Below are 26897 nucleotides of genomic sequence, written 5' to 3'. Positions count from 1 at the left end.
TACTATAAGATATCCTATTGAAATTCAGCCAATAATAATAAACAAAAAGCAATCAAAGTACCTGTGGATAGAAAGTAGGTAGACGGGAAAATTTATAACTAGGTCAAGACTATTTTTTCTGTGTACGCAGTTTATGACTGCTACTTAGTTACCTGATAATAGTTGTATTAATACAAAGGCTAGACCGGCACTACCTAAAGGAACAGTTAGATTATCAACACCCAAAAAGGAAATAGCTTCTAAACCAGTAGCTGCGATCGCCACCGCTAATGATACCACCCAAATCTGCCAAGTATTTCCTTGCACACCCAGCAAAATCAAACTACTCACTATGTAGCTGGCTAAGATCATTGTTAAAGAGCCTTCCCAGCTTTTACTAGCCCCAAAAACTTTATACTTATGTATACCAAAGCGTTGACCAAACAATGCTGCTAGACCATCTCCCCAAGTCATCACCATAATTCCAATTGCAGCGTATTGGGGTTGTTGCAAATACCAAAACCACGCAACTAAAATGCCAAAACTCACAGCATAAAAAAAACGTTCCTAAACTTTGACGACCCACACTATTAATCCCTGGCAGAATTGGCAATCTATAAGATAACAAGGTCACAATACTCGCTAGAATCGAAGCTGTAATGCCTACACTGGCCGGGATATCTAGCCACCAAGCCAGCAAAATCACATTGCCAGTGCCAATATGCACGATTTTTCTGATTATTTCTGAATCATCAGTTGCAAAGCGACTTACCAACCATGAAACTAGGAGGATAAGCAACACCCAAACTGCAACTATGGTAATTTGCAGCCACAAAGGTGGAATTGACGTTAAACCAGGAATCAGAGTTAACAAGGATTTTACACGCTAGACAGTTTTTACCCTTGTTTCTAATTTATAAGATTTGGGCAACAGGAATGAAACTATTATTTATTTGGTTGATTCGGGTTTACAGAATGTTTATCTCGCCGTTGTTTCCCCCTACTTGCCGCTTTCAGCCAACTTGTTCTATGTACGCTATTCAAGCAATTGAGAGGTTTGGAGTAGTGCGCGGTGGCTGGATGGCAATTCGCCGCATCTTGCGTTGTCATCCATTTCACCCCGGTGGCTATGACCCAGTACCAGAAATCGCGTCATCAGACACAAAACAGCAAGATTGTTGTGGTCACACTCAATTGAATTCTGAAAATGAAACTCAACCAGAATTGCGAAATCACTAAAAACCTTTTGCAGTCATCCGCAATCTCTACAGCATTCCCATGTGAGTAGTGAATTGCTTGATGACGTAAAAGGTGGATAATAGCTTGATTTTTTAATACCTGAAGAGGAGTAAAGGTTGCTCTTTGCGTAATTTTACTTTCGTATTGATTCAGTAATTCTTCCTTCAAAAACCACTTGAAATAATTAATATTGATAATTGGCTCTACCGTGTATATACATAAGTTTTGTAATTAGTTTTTATTAAATGCTTTCAATATAAAAAAAGTGAACAAGTTCATAAAATAAACTAGACGCATTCATAGCTAATCTCTTACAAATGGATTCATGATTTCAAAAAGGCAAGCTATGAAAAGCTCATTGTTCACTAAATTATTCGCTGCAACAACTTTAGTAACTGGTTTGTGGGTATCTGCTACACCAGCAAATGCAGCACCACCACCAGCACCAGCGAATACTGTTAACATCAAAAGCAGAAATGAAGCTCCAATTGAATTTAAAGATAATATACAAGACTTTAAGGATTTTGTGGGCAAAGAATCTCGCTATTTAGCACCGGAGACAATTGGAGCGCATAAAGTTGATTTATCTCAACTGACACTGAAATATGCTCACGATACTAAAGTTTTCTTTATTGGTGAAACTGCTGGTGGTTATCGCAACCGTTTAGATTTTCAAGCAACTTATGGTGATACAGTCACCACAGGAAAAATCTTTGGCGATACATCTTGTAGTACCAAAGATAGTGCTTTTCAAAATTTTAAAGAGTTTTGTGCAAATCCTAACGATGCTTTAGCTAATAAAACCCAACAAGACAGCCCCTTAAATGTTGGTGACTGGGTTAGCTTAGGCAAATTCCAAGCTGGTACTACCCTCGATTTCCTATTGCATTCTAATGACATCAACGGCGGTATCTCTGGCAAAAACCAACAAGGGCAAACTGTTAAAGGTGTGTTTGGCTTAAATGAAGCTACTAACCCAGATGGCTTGCAACACGTAATGACTTATGTGTACAAAAACTTCTTAGTTCTGGGTTATGAAGATTTATGGGGCGGCGGCGATAAAGATTATAATGATGTCGTTTTTGCCGTAGATATTGGTTCTAGAAATGCTTCTGCATTAACAGGTGTGAGTGTTCCAGAACCTTCTGCAACCTTAGCCTTAGTTGGTATCGGTGCAATTGGTGTACTCAAAACTCGTCGTCGTTCTCTGAAAAAGGCTAACAGCTAGTAGCGTTTTGGATTGTTAACAGCTTGATTAGTCAGCTTTTGAAGCTTCAATTTGTCACAACCATTTTTCCAATCAGTATAAGTCAACAACTTGATGCCTATATCAAGGGCGCATCTACCAATATTGATTTACAAGTTTACAATTTCAATACTCACTACTGTTTCAGGGTCAGTCAACAATCTTTCTGTTGTGAGTGATCAAAAGATACTGAGTTTTTTGTCTACTTTTTCAAATATTTTCGTATCTGCCAGTATACAATCCAAGCGATCGCTTCACCAAATTAGAAAAAGCGATCGCTTATTTTCATCAGGCTTGTCCGCACCATCAAACCTCAGTTTCATTTTTTAGATCAACTGACATTTCAGCCGTTATTGACCAGCCAGTACTTCATATAAATCAACTTTTTTCAAGTTAACTTGTGACAAATCAACATCACTGAGATCAGCTTTGTACAAGATGGTTTTATGGAGATCGGCATAACTCAAGTCAGCTTGGCTCAAGTTAGCTCCTGTGAGGTTTGCACCGTTAAGATTGGCTCCTGCTAAGTTAGCACAACAGAGGTTGGCATAACTCAAATCTGCGCCACTTAAATCTGCACCACTGAGGTCAGCATTGTGTAAATTAGCTAAACGTAGGTCTGATTTCTGTAGAGATGCTTTGTGTAAGTCTACGTTGCTCAGGTTGGCGCGAATTAAGTTAGCCGCTTTGAGGTTTGCCCAAATTAGTTTGGCACCACTGAAGTTAGTTCGCCAAAGGCAAGACAGTGCCAAGTTTGCTTCTATGAGGTTAGCTCCACTCAGATTGGAATGAGATAAAGTGACGTTTACTAAGCTGGCGCTATCTAAGCTAATCCCAGCTAAACATACTTCACTCAGATTCACTGAATGCAGGCAAACCTGTGTGAATTTTCTCTCTCCTGCCTGATAGCGTCTGAGAAGTTCATCAGCGTCCATACAGCCTGCCTTCCAAATGATCATTTACTTAACTCGATTTAGTTGAATTAATTGGTTAACAAATGTACGCATAAACTGACTTTGTAATGAAAGTCCTAGGGCAAATGCTTGACTGGATGTGAATTGCTTTGTACAACCCTCTGTAAAGAAATATAACAAAATCGTTACAAAAGTACAACAAATTCTCAGTTAAGTGTTTATAGTTCCTATTTATATGAGGGATATGGCAGTCCGATTTGATTTTTGAACAGATATATGTAGGGACGAACTTACGTTCGTCCCTAGTTGGAATTTTTTGGATTTCTGGCAAATTTCTTTAACGCAAACAGCGAATCGCCACTAATAGCCCTCTGGCTTTATTTAGCGTCTCTTCATATTCTTTTTCTGGTTCAGAGTCGGCTACCAAACCTGCACCAGCTTGCACACTGACGATGTTATCTTTGACTACCATTGTGCGAATTGCGATCGCACTATTTAATTGTCCTTCAAAATCGTAATAGCCATACACACCCGAATAAACGCCCCGGCGACTCGGTTCTAGTTCGTTAATAATTTCCATCGCCCGAATTTTGGGTGCGCCGCTAACTGTCCCCGCAGGGAAGCAAGCTTTCATTAAATCCCAAGCGTTTTTATGGCTGGCTAATTTACCTACCACATTACTCACAATGTGCATCACATGAGAGTAACGCTCAACAACCATCAATTCATCGACTTTCACGCTACCGCTTTGGCAAACTCGCCCCAAATCGTTCCGCCCCAAGTCAACCAGCATAACGTGTTCAGCGATTTCCTTGGGGTCTTGTAGTAAGTCTTCTGCCAAGGCGATATCTTCTTTGGTAGTTTTACCCCGTGGCCTTGTACCCGCAATGGGGCGGACTGTGGCGATAATTCCCTCATCTGGGTCACGTTCGGCTTTCACCATGACTTCTGGGCTGGAACCAATAATTTGCCAGTCCTGAAAGTGAAAATAAGCCATGTAGGGCGAAGGATTAATTTGTCGCAGCGAACGGTAAAGGGCGAAGGGGTCGCCTGTGTATTCTGTGGCGAGTCGCTGAGAAATGACTACTTGGAAGATATCACCAGCTTTGATGTAGTCTTTTGCCTTTTGGACGCTGGCGCAGAATTCGGTTTTGGTGAAGTTGCTGGTGTATGCTAATTCTTTCTTCTCTGGGGATTGATTGCCTGGGGGTGTCCATTCCAGAATAGTTTTTTGCGGCGACAGTGGTAGAGATAACTTACTGACCAAATTAGTCACGCGATCGCAAGCTTTTTGATAAGCTGCTTGTAAATCTACATTTGGGTCGCGTAAATCAGAATAGGCGATCGCCCAAATTTTCCGCTTTACTTGGTCAAAAATTAACAGTTGGTCTACCTGCATCCATAACCCATCGGGAATGTTACGTTCATCTGGGGGATGGACGGGAACACGCGGTTCAATCCAACGAATTAATTCATAACCCCAAAATCCAAATAATCCCCCAATTCCTGGTGGTAATTGGGGTAATTTGACTGGCTGATAAGGCTCAAGACATTGGGCTAAAGCTGTAAAAGGATCACCAGTAAACACAACTTGCGAACCATCACGGTGTGTTTGGGTGGTTGTCTCTCCTCTAGCTTCTAGTACCCACAGTGGATCGCAACCTACAAAACTATAGCGTCCGATTTTTTCACCGCCTTCCACTGATTCCAACAAAAAGCTGTAAGGTTGTCCAGCACAAACTTTGTACCATGCAGAGACAGGTGTATCCAAATCTGCAACCCACTCTTGATACACCGGGACAAAGTTACCTTGTGAAGCTAATTGAGAAAAATCAGAGAAATTGGGAAAAATCATAAACAGTTATCAGTCAAATTGACTTATGCTGAGTGCCAAGTAATCAGCACTGAGTTTGTGACTTTTTCGTTACTCATCACTCAGCACTCAGCACTTTTAATTAAGCATCGTAGGTTTGCTTACCACTGAACTTGAGTTCTGAGGGGTTGGGATTTTGACCAATGCGACGAGGTACGTGACGTACTTTTTCGCGGCCTTGGTTAACTTTTTCAGGGAAGACACCATCTGCTGGGTGAATGAAGGTGGTTTCGCCACTGGGCAAAATCCGATAGATTTTGTAGTCGGTGATTTTGAACTTACGGAGTTGACCGCCCAAAGCAATGCCCTGTTCTTTACGAGCTAAGTAAAGCAAGTTTTCGCCTTGGTGCATGGTAGCAGCGCCACCTGTAGGTAATTCAAACACCTGAGCCTTGGGGCTTGTCCAAGTGATAGCGTACTTTTCTTCCTCTTTTGCTTTGGTGAGCAAACCGCCAGTACTACCGGCGAACAGTGGGGTTTTTCCAGAAAGTGTTTCTGCCATAAAGCATTCTCTCAAGGTTTTTAGGGCATCGTAACACCGCCATCACGATCATATTGCGATCGCGTCATAGTCTGTAACAGTTTTTAGTTTAAAGTCAAAAGTCCATAATCTATAGTCCCGCAATTTGTCAAATTCACTTTTTACCAAAAAACCGTGAATGATCATCAACAAAAAATGAACTTCACCCAAAAACTGAAATGGGGACTATACAAAACTTTACATTTTTGGTCGCCTATTAACGCTGAGTAACTTCGTTGAGTGCCTCTTGAAGCACTTCATCACTTACACCGTGGCGCTTTAAACTGGCAATCAACGCGAATACTGTATCGCCTTCTAATCGTTCCAAGTCTGTTCGTAGTCCTTGCCCAATATAAGCACGCACCAGAGGTTGATATCCAGAAAAACCAAGCAACGGTGCAACGCGCTTTAAATCCTCAATCACATCTTCGGGAATACGAATCGTAATTGTCGTCATCGGACGGTTCTTATCCAGTCGCTTTTTTAAAGTTTCAACCTTCATAATATTCTCGCTCCTTGCGTGTGGCTTTACGAGCCGAAATAATCCGAATGATGTCGTTTTCACGCTCAATGTAAACAACGTACAAAAGATTCCATCGCTTGTCTAAACCAATGACAGCATCTCGCGCCTCATCATTGCGACTCGCATCAACAACTACAAGCAAAGGATCAAAGAAAGCTTCTGTTGCTTGTTGAAATGTCACACCATCATGGTTGATTGGGTTGATCCTAGCTTTTTCATCATTCCAGACGAAGGTAATGCCGTTGAGTACGAAATACACATCCATACCTTGGAGTGTAATCAAAATGTATTTACATTGTCAATACGTTTTTATGTTGTGGGTGGATTGATTCGACATTTTTTATACCAATTCGTAACTATGACTATTTACTCCTAACCCTTACCCGCTTTTCTTCCTGGCTACCCAAAACAATGGGAATGGTGAAATGAAACTGGCTACCTTGGTCTTTGCCTTGAGACTCTGCCCAAATTTCTCCACCCCAACCATTGACAATTTGCCGACAAATTGCTAGTCCCAAACCTGTGCCGCCTGCGGTACGCCGTAGCGCCCCTTCTTCTTGATAAAAGCGGTCAAATACCACTTCCAAGCGATTTGGCTCAATACCCCGTCCTGTGTCAGCCACTGTGACTTCTACCATCTGATTGCCGTTTTGAATGGCATGAATGGAAATTTCCCCGTCAGAGGGCGTAAATTTGCAGGCGTTGTCGATCAGTTTTGCCAATACTTCCACTAGCCAATCACCATCGGCTTTAACTAAAGGTAAATTTTCTGTGATTTGCGTGATGATTTGGGGCGGATTTTCCATTGAGGGGCGGGTGCGAATGCGGCTCAGGGCTAAATCCACACATTCTTGCAAGGTGAGTGATTCGGGATGCCATTCTACGCGGCCGCTTTCTAAGTTAGACAGGGTGAGAAAATCCTGGACGAGTTTCCGCATCCGTTCAGAATCGGCCAGGGCTGTATTTAACATTACCTGCTGTAATTCCACAGGCATGTCTGGTTCGCTGGCGAGACTTTCTAAGCACACTTGAATGGTAGATAAGGGAGTACGCAGTTCGTGACCGGTAATGGCTATCAAGTTGCTGCGGGTGCGGTCGAGGGCTTCTAGTTGTTGGTTGAGTTCTTCAAGGTTGGCGTAGGCTTCGGCTTGAATTAAAGCGGCTCCAATTTGGGTAGCGATCGCTTTTACCAAGTCAAGTTCTCCTGCTTGCCACTGGTGCGGTGGTACACTGCAATAGTGCAGTTCCACAATACCGAGCAGTCGTCCCTGAGATAATACTGGTTCCATTAACCAGGAACGAATACTGTATTTTTTGGCAATTAAGGACAAAGTTTTGGAACTGCTAATTCGCAAGTCGTTATGTGTATCAACTACACAAACGCCTTCTCCTAGCTGTACAACTTCCTGAAACAAAGCATTATTATCTAAATCCCAGGTTTGCCCACACACCGATAAAACGCCAGCCGTCAAAAATTCATGTTCAATTGTGGCTTGGGCTTGTGTAGCTTGAGCGCGGTAAATTAAACAACGACTTGTCCCTAAGTGTTGCCCTAATTCTTGGGCGGCGATTTGCAAGACTTCATGGGGATCAAGCGATCGCCTAATTGCCGTACTAATAGAATTAATTAAACGTTCTTTACGGGCTTGGGCAATAATTGAGCGATAAGCTTTGTGTAATTTATACTGACTAGCTTGCAAATAAGTTACCAATCGCTGCACAAAAGGGTCTGTGTCGATATCACAAGCAAATTCGGGTTGTCCGATTTGAGAGTAAATTCTTGGTTCTCCAATGCCAAACCTTTGGCGGGCTTCCTTGATTTTATTAGCCAAGTCTGGGCGATAAATTAAAATCCTATCTAATAGCAATTGTGCCGCTTTCAGGCTAACTCCCCGCTCTGATGTCCATATACCCTCAAACCTACGGGCTGTGTCTATATCCAAACCAGTACTAAACTCTGGCACTTGCTGATTTTTGGTAATAGAACCCAAGCTTTCTCGACACACTAAGCAAGTAGCATAATTATCAGCAACTACTACCAAGTGCCACTCTTGTGTTAAAGCATCATCTGGTTCAAAGGCGACTTTCTCATAGTATTCTGAGCTATTGGTAAAGTCCGTTTCGGGAGCAGCTAAAACGTATATTTGATTACTGCGCTGCGCCAGCCTTTGATAGCGATGGGCTTCTTGGCGATAAAATCGCTCGCGTTGAAAGCTGGCAATTACCAAAGGTCTGTCTAAAGTCGCCGCCAAAACCTGATCTTCCATTGCGTGGGAGAGGGCGGTTAGTGAAGCTTTGAAATATAGCTGGGGCCGCAGGTAAGGAATGGACTGTAGCAGATCACTCAGCACGGAAGTCGAAATGCTCATGAATATTGTTTAAGGAGCCACTTTCACAGAAAAAATCCACGTCACAGCTGCATTGTACAAATTACAATCAACTCTCAAACTAGATAGACCGTTGCATTATGTAAAGAATCCTAAACAGCACTTTCAAAAGGCAGTAGCAGAAATTAACTTCCAATTTATGTGGCTAAAAGTCAAAACACGGTTTTCGTGTATTTTTCAGCTTTTAGGCATCAGATGGCGAGTTACTTTGCTTGACTGCACAAGGAGGAGTGCCTAGAGGTTTCTTGACAAATATCCCAGTCTCAAGTCAAGTTCACATTTATCATCTTTGCTGAGTCAGGCATAGACGTGGAATAGCCATTCTCTCAAGATGCTATGGTCTGGATGGAAATTGTGTTTGTTGATCTAGATTTTGCCCATTGGAATGATTTAAGTCCTAAGCTACTACGCTCAATATACATTTTCGGTCAGAACTGCCCTTTCGTTAACCAAAAGTTGATCAAAACAGAAATCAGGAGGCAGAATTGACTTGTGTGTTAATATGCCCCATAAATCTCCAATTTACTGGTTTTTTAGCAGTGTTGCATCTTTTTGCCTACTGATTAATGCTGAATTCTGGATTCTGCTACCATTGCGGAGCTTTAGTCCCAAAATAAAAGAGCAAGCGAGTCAGGTGGGAGTATATACCAGGATTGATTTAATATCCGTGAAAATCCTGTAATATCAGCCTTGACTTTCATTCTAGAAGATATAAATTTATAAAGATTTGTTATGTAAATTTTGTCCAATAAGTTTTTCAGAATTTCTTTTTTACAGTTCTGAGCAGTATTTTTTTGCTTAGATTTTACTGCTGTTGAACTTATCAAAATTACTGCGACTACAAAAACATAGACCTGTACACGGAACTTTGGCTGATGACACCGGATTTGCTAATCACCCAAGATAAAATTTCATTGGACGGCAAGACTTTTATCCCCGCAGAACAATTACCTATACCAGAGTGGCCTTGTGTTGTGAGTGAACGACCACAACCCACGCTGACGGTCAAAGATGATGATTTATTCCTAGTGACAGATACGATAGGGAATATTTCAGGCTGTTCCCTGAATGATGGCAATCCTAGTATGGGATTGTTTTGTTGTGATACGCGATTTCTCAACCGTCTGGAATTGCAAATTGAAGGGCGATCGCCTATACTCCTGAGCAGCACAGCAGAAAAGGGGTTTTCGCTTTCGGTTTTGTGTACTAACCCCAGAATTGATGATCGCCTCAACGCTGATAACATTGGCATTCGCCGCGAAATCGTCCTCAATGGCGCATTATTTGAAGAAATCGAAATATCGAACTACAGCACCACTACTGTTAGCTTTGAACTCAGCATTAGCTTTGATGCCGATTTTGTTGATTTGTTTGAAGTGCGGGGTTATGACCGACCCCAACGCGGTAAACTTCTACGTCTAGTAGAACCGACACAAGAAGATGCAGCGACTGTTAATGGTGATGGTGCTGCACCTGTATCGCATCACACTGACACCCAAAAAGCCGAATTTTTAACATTGGCTTATCACGGTTTGGATGGCTTAATCATGGAATCGCGTATCCAATTCCAGCATCGCCTACCAGATTACTTGAAAGGTTATACAGCCGTGTGGCGCTTAGAGTTAGCATCTCATCAAACTCAAAAAATCGGCTATCGCATCAATTTGTTAACTAACAATACCTCTAGTTCTACCGTCAGTGCTGCTTTCACTCTCGGACAAGCCAAAGCCGCAGAAATGATGGAAGAACAAAATTGGGTGCAACAAATTACCCGTATTAGTTCCGATAAAAGTACACTCAATCGCATCATTGACCGCGCTGAACAAGATATGTACTTGTTACGTCAGTCCTTTGGCAATTACAAGACTGTTTCTGCTGGTGTACCTTGGTTTTCGGCGTTGTTTGGGCGAGATTCGATTATTACGGCTTCTCAGACTTTAATTTTAAACTCGCAAATCGCCAAAGAAACCTTGCAACTATTGGCAGCCTACCAAGGTAAAACAGAGGATGAATGGCGCGAAGAAGAACCAGGTAAGATCCTGCACGAATTACGTTTGGGTGAAATGGCGCGTTGTCAAGAAATTCCCCATACACCTTATTACGGTACAGTTGATGCTACGCCTTTATGGTTAATGCTGTATGGCGAGTACTACAGTTGGACAAATGACCACGAAACCTTAGAACAGCTTTGGCCAAATGCTTTAGCCGCAATGGAATGGATTGACCGCAACTTGCAAGCAACTGGCTATTTGAGTTACTATCGCAAATCTAAACGCGGTTTAGCTAACCAAGGTTGGAAGGACTCTGGCGACTGTATTGTTGACCGTAAGGGAGATTTGGCTAACGGGGCGATCGCTTTGTGCGAAGTCCAAGCTTATGTTTATTCTGCTAAAATCCGTTTGGCTGAAATCGCCAGAATGAAGAAGCGGTTAGATTTAGCAGACCGTTGGCAAGAAGAAGCCAAAAATCTGAAGTTGCGGTTTAATCGTGACTTTTGGATGGAAGACCAAGATTTTTGTGCCTTGGCTTTAGATGGTGATGGCAAACAAGTAGATAGTATTACATCTAACCCTGGGCATTGTTTGCATTTGGGCATCTTTACCCCAGAAAAAGCCTACAGTGTGGCGGAAAGGTTACGCGCACCGGATATGTATAATGGTTGGGGCATTCGGACTTTAAGCAGTTTATCGCCTGCATACAATCCAATGGGTTATCACATTGGTTCGGTGTGGCCTCATGATAACTCTTTAACTGCGACGGGTCTGCGATCGCTCGGTTTAATCGATCAAGCCTTGGAACTTTTTCAAGGTATACTCGACATGACTAATCAGCAACCTTATCAACGTCCTCCAGAACTGTTTTGCGGCTACGAACGCAATGGCGACAATGCCCCTGTACAATATCCCGTGGCTTGTACACCCCAAGCTTGGGCTACGGGTAGCGTGTTTCAACTGCTACAAATGATTGTCAATTTAGTTCCAGACGCGCAAAATAACTGCCTACGAATTATCGACCCTGCTTTACCAGAGTCGATTAATCATCTGTCTTTCCACAATTTACGAGTCGGTACAACTATTCTGGATTTGGAGTTTGAGCGTTCTGGTAATACTACTGCCTGCCGCGTAGCAAAAAAAACGCGGCAATCTCCGCGTAGTTATTGAAGCTTAATCAAACAATATGAAGTATCAATGAGGCTAGGGGTTAGAGGTTCAAGGTTGGAGGCTAGAGGTTAGAAGCCCAAATTTCATACTTTTGTGTGGCTTTAGCTATAACTGTCTAGCCCATAGTCCCTAGCCCCTAGCCCCTACTTTTCATGATTTTCACTCTTTTGTCCTGGAGAAGCTTCATAAATTGCATCTAGTTGTTGTCTAGCGTCTTCAACATTAATAGAACGCATAACTAATAATGGTTCTTTAATGATATTGCCATCGCTATCTAATAATTCTGGATGGGGTACTGATTTTCTGCCTGAACGATAATTTCGATTTGCTGAAGGTGTGGCTGGATAATTTCGCTCTCTGTCAATAAAACTAAACATAACTAAGTTGCGAATTAAGTTTGCCACTGCAATGCAAGCCAAAATCGTAAAAGCAAGAATATAAAGTAGGTGCAACATAATACGGGTTTCCTCCAGGGCAGCAAGTTTAAAAACCTTATACTGAAAAGCTTCGCTGAGGTTGGGAATCGCAGCGGGTGTAAATGTTTAACGCACTTATGATGCGCTTATATGATTAATATGAAAAATTTGTCAAGGCTATTCAATTAACGGTAGCATAGGATACATTATTTGTTAATAAAAATTTTATTAAGTATTTTATAGTATCTATGCAAACTATGTGATGTGTCATCCACACCAACTAGTCGCTACGACTTTTCTTTTTCTTGATGAAAGCGCATCCCTACATTCCAACATTCCGTAACCAATTGATGCCAAGGCGCTAAGGTTGTCATATCCAATCCGACTTGTTTATCAGTGGCTGCAAATAGCATTTTTGCTGTGTTTAGTTCTGTTTGTGCTTGCTTGACTCGTAACAGCAGGTCAGATTGTTCTTGATGACTCATAAATGAGAGTTGCTCAGTTTCTAAAAGGTGGCGCGATCGCCCAAACCAATAGTCAAAGTCTTCTAACAAAGGCTCTAAGACCGTTTTCAGCAACTCAGTCCCTGGTAAATTTGAGTCTTGCATAGATATGAAGGATACTTCTATTTTTCTTATTAATATTAACGTTTTTTTACAAAACTTAACGTTATTATATGCTATGTCCTCAGAAAGATTGTTAAATAAATCTGTCATAATAGTTACGAAAAGCAAATCTTCATAAAAAAACACAGTAATTTAACCTAAAAAAAATTCAGGCTAAAGACTGTAGACATAAGAAAACACAGTCGGCAAGCTAAGATCAAGTTTCATACTTCAGACTTCACACTTCATACAATGCTAGAGTGCATCCAGGACAGCTAAAAATCTGTCAAGCTGAAATATAACCAGATGTTATATTTGGGTAAGTTTTTCAGCATTTTAACTAATAAATTACTTTTTGCAATTACTTCGCCAATGGTTCAGCAGCCAATGTCGCCTAATCAAAATCTGCATCAAGCAGAACAACCAGAAAAAATCTATTTACCCCGTACCAGCGAATCAGAGACTTTAAAAAAGATTCGCCACACAACTTCTCATGTGATGGCAATGGCAGTGCAGAAGCTGTTTCCCAAGGCGCAAGTTACAATAGGCCCCTGGATAGAAAATGGATTTTATTACGATTTCGACAGTCCAGAGCCATTTACTGACAAAGACCTCAAAGCCATCCAAAAAGAGATGGCGAAGATTATTAATCGCAAATTGCCAGTAGTTAGAGAAGAAGTCAGCCGGGAAGAAGCCGAACGCCGCATTAAAGAAATCAACGAACCTTATAAATTAGAAATCCTGGCAGATTTAAAAGAACCCATTACTATTTATCACTTGGGTGATCAATGGTGGGATTTGTGCGCCGGGCCTCATGTGGAAAATACTCAAGAATTAAACCCGAAAGCCATTGATTTAGAAAGCGTTGCGGGTGCATATTGGCGCGGGGATGAAACCAAAGCGCAACTACAGCGCATTTACGGTACTGCGTGGGAAACTCCAGAACAACTAGCTGAGTACAAGCGCCGCAAAGAAGAAGCACAGCGCCGCGACCATCGCAAACTCGGCAAAGAATTGGGTTTATTTATCTTCTCTGACTTAGTAGGGCCGGGTTTACCTTTGTGGACTCCCAAAGGCACTTTATTGCGGAGTATCTTAGAAGACTTCCTCAAGCAAGAACAGCTGAAGCGTGGCTATTTACCTGTGGTTACTCCCCACATTGCGAGGGTAGATTTATTTAAAACTTCCGGCCACTGGCAAAAGTATAAGGAAGATATGTTTCCTTTGATGGCTGAGGATGAAGCCGCAGCAGCACTTGAGCAAGGCTTTGTCATGAAGCCAATGAACTGCCCCTTCCACATCCAAATATATAAGAGCGAGTTACGTTCTTATCGAGAACTACCGATGCGTTTGGCAGAATTCGGTACTGTCTACCGCTACGAACAATCAGGGGAATTAGGCGGTTTAACCAGAGTGCGCGGCTTTACTGTGGATGACTCGCACTTGTTTGTCACCCCAGAACAGCTAGACGCAGAATTCCTCAACGTAGTGGATTTGATTTTATCAGTGTTCAATAAACTGCAATTGAAGAACTTCAAAGCCAGACTGAGTTTCCGTGATCCTGCGAGTGATAAATATATTGGTTCCGATGAAGCTTGGGAAAAAGCTCAAGGTGCGATTCGCCGCGCTGTGGAACAATTAGGAATGGATCATTTTGAAGGTATTGGCGAAGCTGCATTTTACGGGCCAAAACTCGACTTTATCTTCCAAGATGCGTTGGAGAGAGAATGGCAACTAGGAACTGTGCAAGTTGACTACAACTTACCAGAACGCTTTGATTTGGAATACGTCGCTGAAGATGGTTCGCGCAAACGTCCTGTGATGATTCACCGCGCACCTTTCGGTTCCTTAGAACGGCTGATTGGCATATTAATTGAAGAGTATGCAGGCGATTTCCCCTTGTGGTTAGCACCTGTACAAGTGCGATTGCTATCTGTGAGTGATGCACAGCTAGACTTTGCGAAATCTGTAGTAGCCAAAATGCAGGCTTTGGGTATCCGTGCGGAAGTTGACACCAGTGGCGATCGCTTGGGTAAATTAATCCGCAACGCCGAGAAAGATAAAATACCTGTAATGGCAGTGGTAGGTGCAAAGGAAGTAGAAACCAACTCCTTAAGCATCCGCACCCGCGCTTCTGGGGAATTAGGCGCAATTTCTGTACATGAAGTGGTACAGAAATTGCAAGATGCGATCGCTAATTTCGATAACTTCTAATAAAAACTAGGCTGGGTCACACCCAGCCAAAAAACTAATATTAAATATTCAGTCTATGAGTACCACAAAAGATAAAGTTAAATCTCTTTTGCAGCAACTACCAGATGATTGCTCAATTGAAGATATTCAATACCATTTGTATGTCATAGAGAAAGTTATGCGAGGATTAGAAGTAGCCAAAACAGAAGGCACTATTACTCAAGTAGAAGCGGAAGAACGGTTGAGTAAATGGCTTATCAAGTAGTTTGGTCTTCCACAGCTTTTGTGCTGATGGGATTTGCTTGAAAACCTATTTTTACCAAAATAAAATATATCTTATGGTACAGTTCTATGATATGTCCAATTCTGTTCAGCATTTTACTGCTCAAAAAAATCTAATTCACGAGCTATTCAAGCAGGATGACTGGCTAAAACTCTGCAAAAAAGAGCCAAATTATCCAGCAGTAAAAAGGTATAAAATTTGTGAACAGATAATTGCACAAGAGGGAATTATTAAATTCCCTGAAAATAGAAATATTATTCCAGAACTTACTTCTATCTTGCTTGATAACTATATATTTTCAAAAGTTAGTGATGGTAATCCAGCAAGTTTCTCTCTAGGAAATTTTGCTAATTATGGCGATGCCAAGGTAAGACAGCAAATTGCATCTCAGTTAAAGAAGACAAATGGTTTTCAGAGCTTAATGACAGAACTTTCTTTTGGAGCTTGGTTTTTAAGTAAGAAAGGGTTTCAAATAACTGCTACAGAAGATGAAGGTCTGGCCGACTTTAAAATAGATATATATAACCACCCTATTTCTATAGCTGTGGAATGCAAGCATATTGATACAAATACCAATGATACGAGATATCAAGAGGTAATTAAAAAAGCAAATAAACAAATTAAAAACTGGAAAACTCATTTATCAACAGAAGCAATATATGGAATTGTTTTTATTGATGTGTCTAATAAATTTAGATATATAAATAGTGACTTTGGTAAGCTTTTATATTCCTTAAAAGAACTTACTAATAAAATACAAAGTATAATTAGAAGAGATTGTTCATCTGTAAATGGAGTCTTACTCATTTGCGACTCATTTCAAATGAGTAATGAACCTGGAGATACTTCATCTACTAGCTTTTGCTTTGCCAGAAGTGGAATATTTATCAGACATTTGAATCCTGTTCAACCTTTACCTGATTATCTTGCTGAACCTTTTGAAAAGCAATGGGGATATCAGACTGGGTACAAGGTAAATTGGAAGCATAGAGAATTCATGGCTACCAACTAATAACTGTGATAGGCGATACTTTCGCAAATTCCTGATCCGCAGTTACCAGTTTTGCATTTGTTTGAATTGCCATTGCTGCGACGATCGCATCTGGTAGTTTTAGACGATATTGCTGTCGAAGTTGAATAATTCGCTGAATTAACACTGTATCACCAGCCATTAAACTAACAACTTCAACTCTTTGAAGAAATTGCTGAAAAACTTGGATATCGCTAGGACTCAACCCAGAAAATGCCAGAAATTCAAGTTGACTAATAATCGAAATGCCTATCCAATCAGCATTTTGTAAAAGTTGCAGTAGTTGTGAATTACCTTGTAGGAGTGCGATGATCGCATTGGTATCCAACAAATAGCGATTACCATTCATCTCTCAACACTTTTTGCATTGCTAGTGCATCTCCCTGCCAAACTAATTTACCAGCAAGATCGGAAAAATCATAATTAGATTTCTGTGTGCTGTCTGATGTAACTGGACTTAGCACAACCACAATATTTACCTGTCCAGGCGATAGCTGTGTTGGGATGTCAAGATGCAAATGCCCAGATGCATCAATAATTGTCGTCAGTTGCAGAACTTCCATATATATCCCATATATACCCCATATATACCCCATATATATCCCAAATGAGGTTAGCCAATGAACAAATCAACCAGTTACATGGGATGCTGGTTGATTGGTTAGGTGAGTATTTTCAGATGTCTGTTATTTCTTCTGTTACGGTTAAGGTTCCCGCTACAACTGCTAATCTGGGGCCTGGTTTTGATTGCATCGGTGCAGCTTTGAGGCTTTGTAACCAGTTTAAGTTTACACGCATAGATAAAGGCGGTTTAACTATTCGTGTCACTGGTGCAGAAGCAGAACGAGTGCAAACTGATGAAAGTAATTTACTTTATCAGGCGTTTTTGAAGTTATATCAACATATAGATCAGACACCGCCGCCTGTGAAAATCGAGATTGATTTAGGTGTACCACTGGCGCGGGGTTTGGGTAGTTCAGCGACAGCAATTGTCGGTGGTTTGGTTGCAGCAAATCAACTAGCGGGTGAACCTCTATCTCAGGTGCAGGTGATGGAGATTGCGATCGCAATGGAAGGACATCCTGATAATGTAGTTCCGGCATTAATTGGGGGATGTCGTCTAGCTGCTACTAGTGAAACTGGTTGGGAAATTTGTGATGTGCCTTGGCATGAAAATATCATCCCAGTAGTAGCAATTCCAGATTTTGAGTTGTCTACCTCAGAAGCGCGGCGTGTTTTACCCACCGAATTTAGCCGTGCAGATGCAATTTTCAATACTGCCCATTTAGGGTTATTGTTACGCGGCTTGGAAACTGGAAACCCAAAATGGCTAAAAGCAGCTTTACAAGATAAGTTGCATCAGCCTTATCGTAAAGCTTTGATTCCTGGTTACGATGCTGTGAATGCGGCGGCGGTGGCGGCTGGCGCTTATGGCATGGTGATTAGTGGTGCAGGGCCGACACTGTTGGCTTTATCTGATGTGGCACATTCCCAAGCTGTAGAGTTGGCAATGGTTTCAGCCTGGAAAGCGGCAGGAATTGATGCCGAGGTGCGATCGCTTGCTTTAGACACCAAAGGCGCAACATATAAAACAGAGGCTAGAGACTAGGGACTAGAATTTTTACTCAAAACTCAACACTTTAACTATGGAGCAGATTCAAGCCGAGATAGCAGCCATCAAATCTCAAATTCAAGTTCTTCAGCAAGAACGGGCTGCTCTCAATATTAATAATGAGATATCTGGCGATAATACACCTTCAGCGATTGTTGAAGCTTACCGCCGCCAAGCAAGAGAAAATCCGCAATTATCTGCTGAACTTAAAGGTATAGATGATGCGATCGCTGCTTTGACAAACCAGCTACAACAAAAACAAGCCCAATTGGCACGCTGGCAAGTTGAATCTAAACAACTTACAATCCAGCAGCAACTAGAAGAAGCGAAAAAAGTAGCACAGGTTCACGCCGATCGCGTTAACGAACTAGCGGCGGAATTAGCCGATGAAATCCGCCAGTTAAAAGCCACTGCTGATTATCTCAGTCCTTTATATTGGCAGGTTTATTACAAACCTTTCATCACCGGATTCAAAACTATCTCCGTTCCCTATGTCCGTTCTGATGGGGAAGTTTGGACGATTGTCAACCGTATTGTTTAGCGCGTGACTCAATATCTTTAGGGTAAACTTTCCCTTGAGGCAGATAATTTATTAAGAAGTGTAACGGTGGTATAAGCCACCGTTTTTGTTGACGTTACAAAACTTTATATCTAGAATGGACTAGCCATCTAATTCTATGAGTATTTATTCCTGATTCTGGGCAGAATAGGAGAAGTGATGAGTATATATTCTCAGCGAAACCCAAAATTTAATATTTCCAGAGATAAATAACGTTTACAAAAGTAACGATTCCTTAATATAATGTAATTAAAAGCGAAAACAAAAAACGATTGTCAGAAGTGATGAATGCTATGGAATTTCCTTGGCTAACTGCCATAATTGCCTTGCCCTTGGTGGCTGCCCTAGCCATCCCCATAATTCCAGACAAAGAAGGAAAAACAGTCCGTTGGTATGGTTTAGGTGTAGCGATCGCGGACTTTTCCTTAATGATTTACGCCTTTTGGAGCAGCTACGACTTCCAAAGTTCAACTTACCAATTCGTCGAAAAATACTCCTGGGTTCCCCAAATCGGTTTAAATTGGTCTGTAGCAGTTGACGGCTTATCGATGCCCCTCATCTTGTTAACAGGCTTAATCAACACCCTCGCAATCTTCGCGGCTTGGAAAGTAACCAACAAGCCGCGATTGTTTTATGGGTTGATGTTGGTGATGTACAGCGCCCAGTTGGGTGTGTTTCTTGCCCAAGACTTGCTCTTGTTCTTCCTGATGTGGGAAATCGAGCTAGTTCCTGTATACCTGCTAATTTCCATTTGGGGTGGTGCTAAACGCCGTTACGCTGCTACCAAATTTATTCTCTATACTGCTGCTGCTTCCATATTTATTCTTGTAGCCGGTTTTGCGATGGCGTTCTCTGGTGACACCTTCACCTTTGACATCGCATCTCTGGGAATGAAACAATATCCTAAAGCTTTTGAATTATTAGTTTACGCTGCTTTATTAATTGCCTTTGGTGTGAAGTTGCCAATCTTTCCCTTACACACCTGGCTACCCGATGCTCATGGTGAAGCATCTGCACCTGGTTCTATGATTTTGGCTGGCGTGTTGTTGAAGATGGGTGGTTATGCCTTAATTCGCTTCAACATCGAAATGTTACCTAACGCTCATGTTTACTTTGCTCCAGTTTTAGCAATCTTAGGTGTCGTTAATATTGTCTACGGTGCTTGTTGCGCCTTTGCTCAAACCAACCTCAAACGCCGCTTGGCTTACTCTTCTATCGCCCACATGGGGTTTGTGCTGATTGGTTTAGCTTCTTACACAGAAGTGGGTATCAGTGGAGCCGTGTTACAAATGGTTTCCCACGGTTTGATTGCTGCTAGTTTATTCTTCTTATCTGGTGTAACTTACGAACGCACCCACACCTTAATGATGGATAAAATGGGTGGCATTGGTAAGGTAATGCCAAGAACCTTCGCTTTGTATACTGCTGGTGCAATGGCTTCTCTGGCTTTACCTGGGATGAGTGGTTTCGTAGGCGAATTGATGGTTTTCCTCGGTATCGCTACCAGTGATGTTTACAGTTCCAGCTTCAAGATTGTAGTTGTACTACTTTCCGCAGTCGGTGTGATTTTGACACCAATCTACTTGCTGTCTATGCTGCGCCAAGTATTCTACGGCAAACAAAGCGAAGAGTTACATCTAGATGCTGTAGTTCCTGATGTTAAACCTCGTGAGTTGTTTATCACTGCTTCTCTGCTACTTCCCATCATCGGTATCGGTTTGTATCCCAAACTAGCAACGCAGACTTATGACGTGAAAACCGTAGAAATTGCTACTCACGCTCGCCAAGTTCTACCAGTTGTAGCTCGTCAACAACCAGCAAGCCTTTACTCTCAAATTTTTACTGCCCCAACTTTAGCTAATGCTCAAGTGGACAGTTTAGTTAATATTTCAAAGTAAAAATAGATTCTCAACAAGGGTGCTGAAAGTAAATTCTAATATGAGGGGAATATGGGGGTGATTACCAAATCACCCCTTAAATTTTTTTGAATTTATATTAGGACTCATATAGCAGTCCTAGTTGATATGTGAACAAGAAAGATAAGGGAGACAAGGAAGACAAGGGAGAGGTGTTTATAAATCAATACAGTTCAGTTAAGGCGATTTTTATTTCTTCTGTTCCCTGTTCCCTTCCTTCACAGAAGAACTTTTTTTGACTTTTGACTTTTGCCTTGTTGTACTAGTTCTATAGGCGATTTTTGCTGGGGATAACAATCATGGCGAAATAAGGTACTTCCGCCGGATTAACTTCATCTAAGGGGACAATTTTCTGCTGTGTCATAGTTGCACGCTCAATATATAATGCTCGTGATGCTAGTCCTAATTGATGCAAGATGTTTCGTACTTTGGTAAAGTGACGGCCTAGTTTCATGATTGCGGCGGCATCGGTGGTTAGCAGTTGGGTAATGAGTTCTTCGGCTGGGAGTGGGGCTGGTAAAACGGTGAGAATATCGTTGTAGTAGGTGAAGGGTACACCTAAAGCTACAGGACAAGCCATGAGAGAGGAAACACCAGGAACAACTTCTGTGTGGTAGTGCTGAGATAGGCGTGTGTATACATACATGAATGAGCCGTAGAAAAACGGATCGCCTTCACACAGTACAACGACATCACGTCCAGCCGCGAGGTGTTGGGCAATTGGCTCAACTTCTTGGTCGTAAATGGCTTTGGCTTTTTCTGGTTCTAAGGCGCGGGGGAGGTGAAAGGCGACTTCGATTTGGTTGCCTGTTAAATATTGGGAAACGATCGCCCGCGCTATACTCTCTTTATCGGTGGCTGATTGATAGGCAATTACAGGTGCAGCCTGCAACAGCCGCAGTGCTTTAATAGTTAACAGTTCGGGGTCGCCAGGGCCTACACCAACTCCATACAGACGGCCTTTGGTTGTCATGATTATTCTTCCTCCGTTGCCAAGGCGTTAACTGCGGCGGCGGCGATCGCACTACCACCCCGCCGACCATATAATGTCATAAATGGTACATTCCGGCTATCTGCTGCTAAGGCGGCTTTTGATTCTGCTGCACCCACAAATCCCACAGGGAAACCCAAAATCACCGCCGGTTTCGGCGCTCCTTCGTCTAGCATTTCGAGTAACCTAAATAGGGCGGTGGGTGCATTACCAATGGCTACGACTGAGTTTTCTAGATGCGATTGCCATAATTCTAAAGCTGCGGCTGACCTTGTATTACCAAGTTTTTGGGCGAGTTTTGGGACTTCGGGATAATTCAAGGTGCAGATAACTTCGTTATTGGCTGGTAGTCGCCGCCTAGTAACTCCCTCCGCCACCATCCGACAATCACATAAAATTGGTGCGCCGGCTTTGAGTGCGGCGCGTGCTGATTGTACTGCTGTGGGTGAATATCCCAATTCAGTCACAATATCCGTCATTCCACAGGCATGAATTAGACGTACAGCAACTTTTGCTACATCTAGCGGCAGTGCATCTAAGTTAGCTTCTGAGCGAATGATGGAAAAAGAATTACGGTAGATTTCGTTAGCGTTGCGGATATAGTCGGACATTTTCAATTAACAACCACAGATGAACGCAGATGAACACAGATGTTGGGAATCTTAAATAACTGTTTTAGTTGGGTAGTCTCGTATCGATTGACAAATTCGGTAAAAGATTCGTCATGGTGCAGGCGATGATTTTTATACACTGTGAGCATTTGTTCTATCCGTGCAGGTAATTCTGTAAAACTTACGTTTTGATAGATTTGGCGACCGAATTTTTCGTGACTATCATGATCGCCGACGTAAATGTGATAGGTTTCTATGTTGCGATCGCTCACACCCAGTAAAGTGATGTCACCTTGATGATGTTGGGCGCAAGATTTTGCACAGCCGCTCAGGTGAATGTTAATCGGGCGATTTAGCTGAACACGATTTTTGAAATAATCGGCTAATGCTAAAGCATGACCTTTAGTATCGGTAGCTGAAGCCGCACAACCGCGTTTACCAGAACAAGCAACTAATGAACTTTTAATATTAGTGACGGTGAAATCTAAGCCTAAGTCTGCTATTTCATTTTCAACATCAATAACGCACCCTTGGGGAATATCAGTGATGAGTAAATTTTGCCAAGGTGTGAGTCTGGTGGTTCCATTACCATATTTGGCGGCTAAATCACCCAAACGCCGCAACTGCTGACTTTCTAACCGACCAAGCGGTAAGACTACACCAATATAAAATAAATTTTCCTGGCGTTGGGGATGAGTACCAATATGCCAGAAACCTACTTCTTTTGTTGCTGGGGAAGGTTGAGAACGCTGCAAAGTAAAAGTTAAACGCTGTTCAACTTGCTGAAGATAATTTTCATATCCCAAACTGTTGATAACTTCTTGTAAGCGTGGCTTGCGCTTAAGTTGAACATCAGTATGTTGTAAATAAATATCTGCTAAAGCTGCCAAAACAGACAAACATTGTTCTGGTAACAAGATAATTCCTGTATCAATGGGTGGTTTGCTTTTGATGAAACTTAGATATAAGCGGAAGTAAACTTGAGTGTCGCTTAACTCAGCCCTCAACAGGATATCATTGAGGCGATCGCTTACCGAAACTTTACCGCCGCCATCAAAGCAAACACTAAACTTAGCCGAGAGTGCTGATAGTTCCGAATGTTCTGCTAAATAAGCATCCCAGCTTTGAACGAAAGGACGAGTGTCGATTAATTCTTCAGGATCGATACCTGCTGTCGGACTGGTCATAATATTACGGATGTGGTCTATAGCGGAATTGTGAGAGCCTATACCCAAATCCTGTAGCTGTTGTAAAACTTCGCTGCTGATACCTTTGCTAATTTCTCTGATTTGCAGGTTAGCGCGATTCGTGACATCCACATAACCACCACCGTACATATCTGCGATCGCTGCGATCGCCTGACATTGTTTACTATTAAGTATCCCACCAGGTATTCTCAGGCGAGATAAAATTCCATCTTGGGCAGATGTAGCGTAGAATAACCCCGGACAGGCTGTAAATCCCGAAACCAACTTCTCAACTCCTTCTCTGTGCAACGCAGAGAGTAGATCATCATGATGTCTTATAGACACACCCGGAGTTGGCATTCTGACTTGGGATTTCCCTTCACAGCTGCGGCACAGTCCCGGAATTTCACCGGAGTTTCCCAACTCCAAGTCTTAGTAATTTACCATGAGACCGTCTTCGCTATGCTCTAGGCTTCACATTTTTTTTCATCAATGATTGGTGAATTAACAGATACTTGGCTTTTTGAGGACTTGGGGTATCTGAGTCATACAATTTGCGTACATCAAATATGATTGCATAAACTGTACTGCTATCAAATATTGCTCTTCAAGTTGGGAAAACTAACTTTAGTGAAAGTGTAATCTACTACGCCGCTAAAGGAGATACGAATGAGTACATTTACCATTCAAGCTAATCAACTTCCTATTCACAAAGTATTTAGTGATGATTTTATTTTTACGATTCCTCTATATCAGCGTCCCTATGCTTGGACAACGGAACAAGCAGGAGAACTTTTTGAAGATTTAATCAGTGCTTTGGGAGATGGTGACGAGAAGATTGATGATATTAATCCATACTTTTTAGGTAGTATTGTACTTATTAAAGGAGATACAACAGATGCTAAAGTCATTGATGGTCAACAGCGTTTGACTACAATTACTTTACTATTAGCTGCTTTAAGAGCATCGGTTAGTAAAGAATATAAACATATATTAACTAAATATCTATACCAAGAAGATCCTTTTGAACCAGAAAATAATATTTATAGGTTGACTTTACGTGAAAAAGATACACCATTCTTTAAAGAATATATTCAATCTGAAAGTGGTCTTGAAAAATTGAATGTTTTGATTGATAGCAAACTATCGGATAGTTGTAAAAATCTAAAGCAAAATGTCTTGCTTTTTCTAGATAAGCTGAAAATTATCCCAGAATTTCAACTTCTTCGCTTTATTCAGTTTCTTATTAAACGTTGCTTTATAGTATTAGTGTCAACCCCAGATATTGAATCTGGTTATCGAATATTTTCAGTGTTGAATAATCGAGGTCTTGATTTATCACATGCTGATATTTTAAAAGCAGAGATTATTGGAAAAATCCCCTCAGAATATCAGGATAAATATAGTGAGAAATGGGAAAATGTAGAGGAAAGATTGGGGCGTGATACATTCAAAAGTCTCTTTTCTCACATTAGAATGATTCATAGTAAATTAAAACTACGTGAAAGCATACTCAAAGAGTTTAAGAGAGATGTTCATCCATCACCTACAGAATACCCTCAGCAGTTTATTGATAAGATTTTACTGCCTTTAGCTGATGCTTTTTATGATATCCAGCATCAAGTTTACGAAGGAAGTTTATGGACAGATGAAATTAATATATTATTCCAATGGTTGCAATTAATTGACAATTCCGATTGGATACCACCAGCTATTTTTTATTTATCGCAAAATTATCATAATCCTGAATTGTTATTCCGATTCTTTTCAGATTTAGATAGGCTGGCTTCTTGTTTAATGATTCAGCGTGCTAATATCAATGAACGTATTGAACGTTATAGCAAGTTACTACATGCTATTGATAATCGAGAAGATTTGGATACACCAGACTCACCATTACAATTGACTTATAAAGAAAAAGAAAATATCCTCAAAATTCTAAATGGCGACCTTTATTTAATCAAGAAAATCAGAAGTTATGTTTTGCTGCGCTTAGATTCTGCCCTTGCCGAAGGAAAGCCTGCTTATACTTTTTCTAATATTACAGTTGAACACGTACTACCACAAAATCCATCTGCTGATAGTGAGTGGTTAACCTTGTTTCCTACTCAGGAAGATAAGGAAAAATATGTACATCGGTTAGGTAATTTAGTTTTATTATCTTCTGGTAAAAATAGCATGGCTCAAAACTTTGATTTCGAGACTAAAAAGCAGAAATATTTTACGACTAAGAAAGGTATTTGTAATTTTGCACTCACTACACAAGTGTTGATGGAAAAAGAATGGACATCTGAAATTATTGAAAAAAGGCAAAAAGTTTTAATTGACAAGTTGAAAGAACTTTGGCGTTTATAAGATTAGGACTTACGCAAAGCACCTCTCAAACTCTTATTTCTCTGTGAACTCTGCGCTTCTGTGGTTAGTTTTTCCTTAGCCTGTGCGTAAGTCCTGAATATTAGGTTTTAGTAATGCGATCGCTTCAGTATTGGTGCGTTAGGAACTCGGATATATTTGTGATGAATTACTCACAACCTGCACCTAACACACCCTGAGAGAATTTGGCTATTCTCCTAAATAAATACCTAAACCGCGAGCAGTTTGAACCAAAGTATCTTCGGGATTGACGGCTTTGTACTGTGCGATCGCTTCTTCGATGGGTACGGTGATCACTTGGCGATTTTGCCAAGCAACCATGTGATCATATTTACCTTCCTCAATCAAATTGACTGCGGCTACCCCAAAAGCAGAGGCGACTAATCGATCTAAAGGTGAAGCTGTACCACCGCGTTGGATGTGTCCTAAGACGGTGACTCGTGTTTCTGCGCCGATGCGATCGCTAATTTGGTCGGCTAGATATTCCCCAATTCCCCCATATCGTGATTGACCCAAGCGATTAGTTAAGGTGCGAGTTTCCCCTTCTTGAGTCCGCACCGCTTCAGAAACAATCACTAAACAATAGTTTTTGCCATCTTCTTGACGGTTTTTAATGTGATAGCAGATATCATCCATACTGTAGAGGATTTCAGGAATTAAAATCACATCTGCACCCCCAGCAATTCCCGCAGCTAAGGCGATGTGTCCCGCATCACGACCCATGACTTCTAAAATCATGACTCGACTATGGGAAGCGGCGGTGAAATGTAATTTATCTAATGCTTCAGTCGCAATATTAACGGCTGTATCAAAGCCAATGGCGTGTTCAGTAATACCGATATCATTATCAATGGTTTTTGGGATACCGACTAAGTTGATCCCGCCTTGTTGTGCGAGGCGACGCAGAATCGCTAAACTACCATCCCCACCAATGCCAATCAACGCATCTAAACCTAATTGATGATAGCCTGCAATGATTTCTGATGAGCGATCGCAAAAACTACCATCAGGCATAGGAAAAGCAAAAGGATCACCTTTATTAGTAGTGCCTAACATTGTGCCACCAGAAGTTAATAACGGATCAACTTGCTCAATTTCTAATTTAGTAACTTGTGGTGGCTGTGCCATTAATCCTAGAGTTGCTTGTCGAATGCCTAAGACTTCCCAACCTTTACCACTAGCACAATGAACAACCGCTCTGATGACTGCATTCAAACCAGAGCAATCTCCGCCACTGGTAAGAATGCCTATACGCTTACTTTTACCCATATTTTTGAAC

Annotated in this window: 23 protein-coding genes, 2 pseudogenes and 1 riboswitch; of the genes and pseudogenes, 10 read left to right on the top strand and 15 right to left on the bottom strand. The window is 41.5% G+C overall.

Going from position 1 to position 26897, the window contains the following annotated elements; all coding sequences use genetic code 11:
• Window positions 1–144: 144 nt before the first annotated feature.
• Window positions 145–853 (bottom strand): annotated as a pseudogene (locus ACX27_RS20590) (diacylglycerol/polyprenol kinase family protein).
• Between the two features lie 62 nt (window positions 854–915).
• On the opposite strand from ACX27_RS20590, the gene yidD reads away from it, so the two are divergent.
• Entirely contained in the window at window positions 916–1218 is a 303-nt protein-coding gene (gene yidD / locus ACX27_RS20585) for a membrane protein insertion efficiency factor YidD (RefSeq protein WP_062295222.1), read from the top strand.
• 346 nt (window positions 1219–1564) lie between these two features.
• The gene (locus tag ACX27_RS20580) at window positions 1565–2446 is read left to right on the top strand and encodes a DUF4114 domain-containing protein (protein ID WP_062295221.1); all 882 of its coding nucleotides are present in this window, start codon (window positions 1565–1567) and stop codon (window positions 2444–2446) included.
• A gap of 368 nt (window positions 2447–2814) precedes the next feature.
• On the opposite strand, the gene ACX27_RS20575 is transcribed toward ACX27_RS20580, so the two are convergent.
• The 6 genes from ACX27_RS20575 to ACX27_RS20550 form a co-directional block, all read right to left on the bottom strand.
• A complete protein-coding gene (locus ACX27_RS20575; RefSeq protein WP_470381953.1) occupies window positions 2815–3423 on the bottom strand; it encodes a pentapeptide repeat-containing protein in 609 nt (202 codons plus the stop codon).
• 292 nt (window positions 3424–3715) lie between these two features.
• Window positions 3716–5233 (bottom strand): anthranilate synthase component I, encoded by a 1518-nt coding sequence (gene trpE / locus ACX27_RS20570; protein WP_062295219.1) that lies wholly within the window; start codon window positions 5231–5233, stop codon window positions 3716–3718.
• 100 nt (window positions 5234–5333) lie between these two features.
• Window positions 5334–5753: a photosystem I reaction center subunit II PsaD gene (locus ACX27_RS20565; protein ID WP_062295218.1), complete on the bottom strand. Its 420-nt coding sequence runs from the start codon at window positions 5751–5753 to the stop codon at window positions 5334–5336.
• A gap of 235 nt (window positions 5754–5988) precedes the next feature.
• Window positions 5989–6273: a hypothetical protein gene (locus tag ACX27_RS20560; RefSeq protein WP_062295217.1), complete on the bottom strand. Its 285-nt coding sequence runs from the start codon at window positions 6271–6273 to the stop codon at window positions 5989–5991.
• Window positions 6263–6577, bottom strand: a complete 315-nt coding sequence (locus tag ACX27_RS20555) for a BrnT family toxin (RefSeq protein WP_235526289.1) — start codon at window positions 6575–6577, stop codon at window positions 6263–6265. Before ACX27_RS20555 ends, ACX27_RS20560 begins: the two co-directional genes overlap by 11 nt.
• Before the next feature lie 79 nt (window positions 6578–6656).
• Window positions 6657–8663, bottom strand: a complete 2007-nt coding sequence (locus tag ACX27_RS20550) for a DICT sensory domain-containing protein (RefSeq protein ID WP_062295216.1) — start codon at window positions 8661–8663, stop codon at window positions 6657–6659.
• An 893-nt stretch (window positions 8664–9556) separates the two neighbouring features.
• Between ACX27_RS20550 and ACX27_RS20545 the strand changes: the two are divergent.
• Window positions 9557–11849 (top strand): annotated as a pseudogene (locus ACX27_RS20545) (amylo-alpha-1,6-glucosidase).
• Window positions 11850–11985: 136 nt separating this feature from the next.
• Here the strand turns inward: ACX27_RS20545 and ACX27_RS20540 are convergent.
• Together ACX27_RS20540 and ACX27_RS20535 are read right to left on the bottom strand one after the other, a co-directional pair.
• The gene (locus ACX27_RS20540) at window positions 11986–12297 is read right to left on the bottom strand and encodes a DUF2973 domain-containing protein (RefSeq protein WP_062295215.1); all 312 of its coding nucleotides are present in this window, start codon (window positions 12295–12297) and stop codon (window positions 11986–11988) included.
• A 248-nt stretch (window positions 12298–12545) separates the two neighbouring features.
• Complete coding sequence (locus tag ACX27_RS20535) at window positions 12546–12866, bottom strand: DUF2605 domain-containing protein (RefSeq protein ID WP_062295214.1); 321 nt, start codon at window positions 12864–12866, stop codon at window positions 12546–12548.
• A gap of 369 nt (window positions 12867–13235) precedes the next feature.
• Between ACX27_RS20535 and thrS the strand changes: the two genes are divergently transcribed.
• The 3 genes from thrS (at window position 13236) to ACX27_RS20520 (ending at window position 16351) form a co-directional block, all read left to right on the top strand.
• On the top strand, window positions 13236–15077 hold the full coding sequence (thrS, locus tag ACX27_RS20530) for a threonine--tRNA ligase (protein WP_062298461.1): 1842 nt from the start codon (window positions 13236–13238) through the stop codon (window positions 15075–15077).
• Window positions 15078–15132: 55 nt separating this feature from the next.
• Window positions 15133–15321 carry a hypothetical protein gene (locus ACX27_RS20525; protein ID WP_062295213.1) on the top strand — a complete coding sequence of 63 codons (189 nt, stop codon included), beginning with the start codon at window positions 15133–15135 and terminating at the stop codon, window positions 15319–15321.
• Between the two features lie 91 nt (window positions 15322–15412).
• Window positions 15413–16351: a hypothetical protein gene (locus ACX27_RS20520; RefSeq protein ID WP_144427492.1), complete on the top strand. Its 939-nt coding sequence runs from the start codon at window positions 15413–15415 to the stop codon at window positions 16349–16351.
• Here the strand turns inward: ACX27_RS20520 and ACX27_RS20515 are convergent.
• Both ACX27_RS20515 and ACX27_RS20510 read right to left on the bottom strand, forming a co-directional pair.
• Window positions 16341–16718 (bottom strand): type II toxin-antitoxin system VapC family toxin, encoded by a 378-nt coding sequence (locus tag ACX27_RS20515; RefSeq protein ID WP_062295211.1) that lies wholly within the window; start codon window positions 16716–16718, stop codon window positions 16341–16343. The two genes, ACX27_RS20520 and ACX27_RS20515, sit on opposite strands and share 11 nt — an antisense overlap.
• On the bottom strand, window positions 16708–16932 hold the full coding sequence (locus ACX27_RS20510) for a hypothetical protein (protein WP_062298459.1): 225 nt from the start codon (window positions 16930–16932) through the stop codon (window positions 16708–16710). The genes ACX27_RS20515 and ACX27_RS20510 overlap by 11 nt, the downstream gene beginning before the upstream one ends.
• 116 nt (window positions 16933–17048) lie before the next feature.
• Between ACX27_RS20510 and thrB the strand changes: the two genes are divergently transcribed.
• The 3 genes from thrB (at window position 17049) to ACX27_RS20495 (ending at window position 20438) form a co-directional block, all read left to right on the top strand.
• Window positions 17049–17978 (top strand): homoserine kinase, encoded by a 930-nt coding sequence (thrB, locus tag ACX27_RS20505; RefSeq protein ID WP_062298458.1) that lies wholly within the window; start codon window positions 17049–17051, stop codon window positions 17976–17978.
• Between the two features lie 37 nt (window positions 17979–18015).
• Window positions 18016–18522 (top strand): hypothetical protein, encoded by a 507-nt coding sequence (locus tag ACX27_RS20500; RefSeq protein WP_062295210.1) that lies wholly within the window; start codon window positions 18016–18018, stop codon window positions 18520–18522.
• Window positions 18523–18824: 302 nt separating this feature from the next.
• Window positions 18825–20438 carry an NAD(P)H-quinone oxidoreductase subunit 4 gene (locus ACX27_RS20495; protein WP_062295209.1) on the top strand — a complete coding sequence of 538 codons (1614 nt, stop codon included), beginning with the start codon at window positions 18825–18827 and terminating at the stop codon, window positions 20436–20438.
• A gap of 286 nt (window positions 20439–20724) precedes the next feature.
• On the opposite strand, the gene ACX27_RS20490 is transcribed toward ACX27_RS20495, so the two are convergent.
• Genes ACX27_RS20490 through cobG form a run of 3 tightly spaced genes read right to left on the bottom strand, consistent with a single transcriptional unit; the run spans window position 20725 to window position 23554 of the window.
• Complete coding sequence (locus ACX27_RS20490; protein WP_062295208.1) at window positions 20725–21429, bottom strand: precorrin-2 C(20)-methyltransferase; 705 nt, start codon at window positions 21427–21429, stop codon at window positions 20725–20727.
• Window positions 21430–21431: 2 nt separating this feature from the next.
• Window positions 21432–22058 carry a precorrin-8X methylmutase gene (locus tag ACX27_RS20485; RefSeq protein WP_062295207.1) on the bottom strand — a complete coding sequence of 209 codons (627 nt, stop codon included), beginning with the start codon at window positions 22056–22058 and terminating at the stop codon, window positions 21432–21434.
• Window positions 22059–22060: 2 nt separating this feature from the next.
• Complete coding sequence (gene cobG, locus ACX27_RS20480; RefSeq protein WP_235526288.1) at window positions 22061–23554, bottom strand: precorrin-3B synthase; 1494 nt, start codon at window positions 23552–23554, stop codon at window positions 22061–22063.
• A gap of 25 nt (window positions 23555–23579) precedes the next feature.
• A riboswitch (cobalamin riboswitch) is annotated at window positions 23580–23708 on the bottom strand.
• 206 nt (window positions 23709–23914) lie between these two features.
• Here cobG and ACX27_RS20475 point away from each other — a divergent pair.
• Window positions 23915–25600 (top strand): DUF262 domain-containing protein, encoded by a 1686-nt coding sequence (locus tag ACX27_RS20475; protein ID WP_062295205.1) that lies wholly within the window; start codon window positions 23915–23917, stop codon window positions 25598–25600.
• 207 nt (window positions 25601–25807) lie between these two features.
• On the opposite strand, the gene ACX27_RS20470 is transcribed toward ACX27_RS20475, so the two are convergent.
• A complete protein-coding gene (locus ACX27_RS20470) occupies window positions 25808–26887 on the bottom strand; it encodes an ATP-dependent 6-phosphofructokinase (protein WP_062295204.1) in 1080 nt (359 codons plus the stop codon).
• Window positions 26888–26897: the final 10 nt, after the last annotated feature.

It is taken from the genome of Nostoc piscinale CENA21, from assembly GCF_001298445.1.
Classification (GTDB): Bacteria; Cyanobacteriota; Cyanobacteriia; order Cyanobacteriales; family Nostocaceae; genus Nostoc_B; species Nostoc_B piscinale_A.
Note: the sequence above shows the minus strand (reverse complement) of the source record. Positions and strands in the feature narration are given on the sequence as shown.

Excerpts from the sequence above, each read along its gene's own strand:
- ACX27_RS20475 (WP_062295205.1), top strand. The coding sequence starts at position 23,915 with ATGAGTACATTTACCATTCAAGCTAATCAACTTCCTATTCACAAAGTA.
- ACX27_RS20485 (WP_062295207.1), bottom strand. The coding sequence starts at position 22,058 with ATGTCCGACTATATCCGCAACGCTAACGAAATCTACCGTAATTCTTTT.
- ACX27_RS20560 (WP_062295217.1), bottom strand. The coding sequence starts at position 6,273 with ATGAAGGTTGAAACTTTAAAAAAGCGACTGGATAAGAACCGTCCGATG.
- ACX27_RS20540 (WP_062295215.1), bottom strand. The coding sequence starts at position 12,297 with ATGTTGCACCTACTTTATATTCTTGCTTTTACGATTTTGGCTTGCATT.
- ACX27_RS20575 (WP_470381953.1), bottom strand. The coding sequence starts at position 3,423 with ATGATCATTTGGAAGGCAGGCTGTATGGACGCTGATGAACTTCTCAGA.
- yidD (WP_062295222.1), top strand. The coding sequence starts at position 916 with ATGAAACTATTATTTATTTGGTTGATTCGGGTTTACAGAATGTTTATC.
- ACX27_RS20515 (WP_062295211.1), bottom strand. The coding sequence starts at position 16,718 with ATGAATGGTAATCGCTATTTGTTGGATACCAATGCGATCATCGCACTC.
- ACX27_RS20535 (WP_062295214.1), bottom strand. The coding sequence starts at position 12,866 with ATGCAAGACTCAAATTTACCAGGGACTGAGTTGCTGAAAACGGTCTTA.
- ACX27_RS20580 (WP_062295221.1), top strand. The coding sequence starts at position 1,565 with ATGAAAAGCTCATTGTTCACTAAATTATTCGCTGCAACAACTTTAGTA.
- ACX27_RS20500 (WP_062295210.1), top strand. The coding sequence starts at position 18,016 with ATGGAGCAGATTCAAGCCGAGATAGCAGCCATCAAATCTCAAATTCAA.
- thrS (WP_062298461.1), top strand. The coding sequence starts at position 13,236 with ATGGTTCAGCAGCCAATGTCGCCTAATCAAAATCTGCATCAAGCAGAA.
- ACX27_RS20550 (WP_062295216.1), bottom strand. The coding sequence starts at position 8,663 with ATGAGCATTTCGACTTCCGTGCTGAGTGATCTGCTACAGTCCATTCCT.
- ACX27_RS20565 (WP_062295218.1), bottom strand. The coding sequence starts at position 5,753 with ATGGCAGAAACACTTTCTGGAAAAACCCCACTGTTCGCCGGTAGTACT.
- ACX27_RS20525 (WP_062295213.1), top strand. The coding sequence starts at position 15,133 with ATGAGTACCACAAAAGATAAAGTTAAATCTCTTTTGCAGCAACTACCA.
- thrB (WP_062298458.1), top strand. The coding sequence starts at position 17,049 with ATGTCTGTTATTTCTTCTGTTACGGTTAAGGTTCCCGCTACAACTGCT.
- ACX27_RS20470 (WP_062295204.1), bottom strand. The coding sequence starts at position 26,887 with ATGGGTAAAAGTAAGCGTATAGGCATTCTTACCAGTGGCGGAGATTGC.
- ACX27_RS20510 (WP_062298459.1), bottom strand. The coding sequence starts at position 16,932 with ATGGAAGTTCTGCAACTGACGACAATTATTGATGCATCTGGGCATTTG.
- ACX27_RS20495 (WP_062295209.1), top strand. The coding sequence starts at position 18,825 with ATGAATGCTATGGAATTTCCTTGGCTAACTGCCATAATTGCCTTGCCC.
- trpE (WP_062295219.1), bottom strand. The coding sequence starts at position 5,233 with ATGATTTTTCCCAATTTCTCTGATTTTTCTCAATTAGCTTCACAAGGT.
- ACX27_RS20490 (WP_062295208.1), bottom strand. The coding sequence starts at position 21,429 with ATGACAACCAAAGGCCGTCTGTATGGAGTTGGTGTAGGCCCTGGCGAC.
- ACX27_RS20520 (WP_144427492.1), top strand. The coding sequence starts at position 15,413 with ATGTCCAATTCTGTTCAGCATTTTACTGCTCAAAAAAATCTAATTCAC.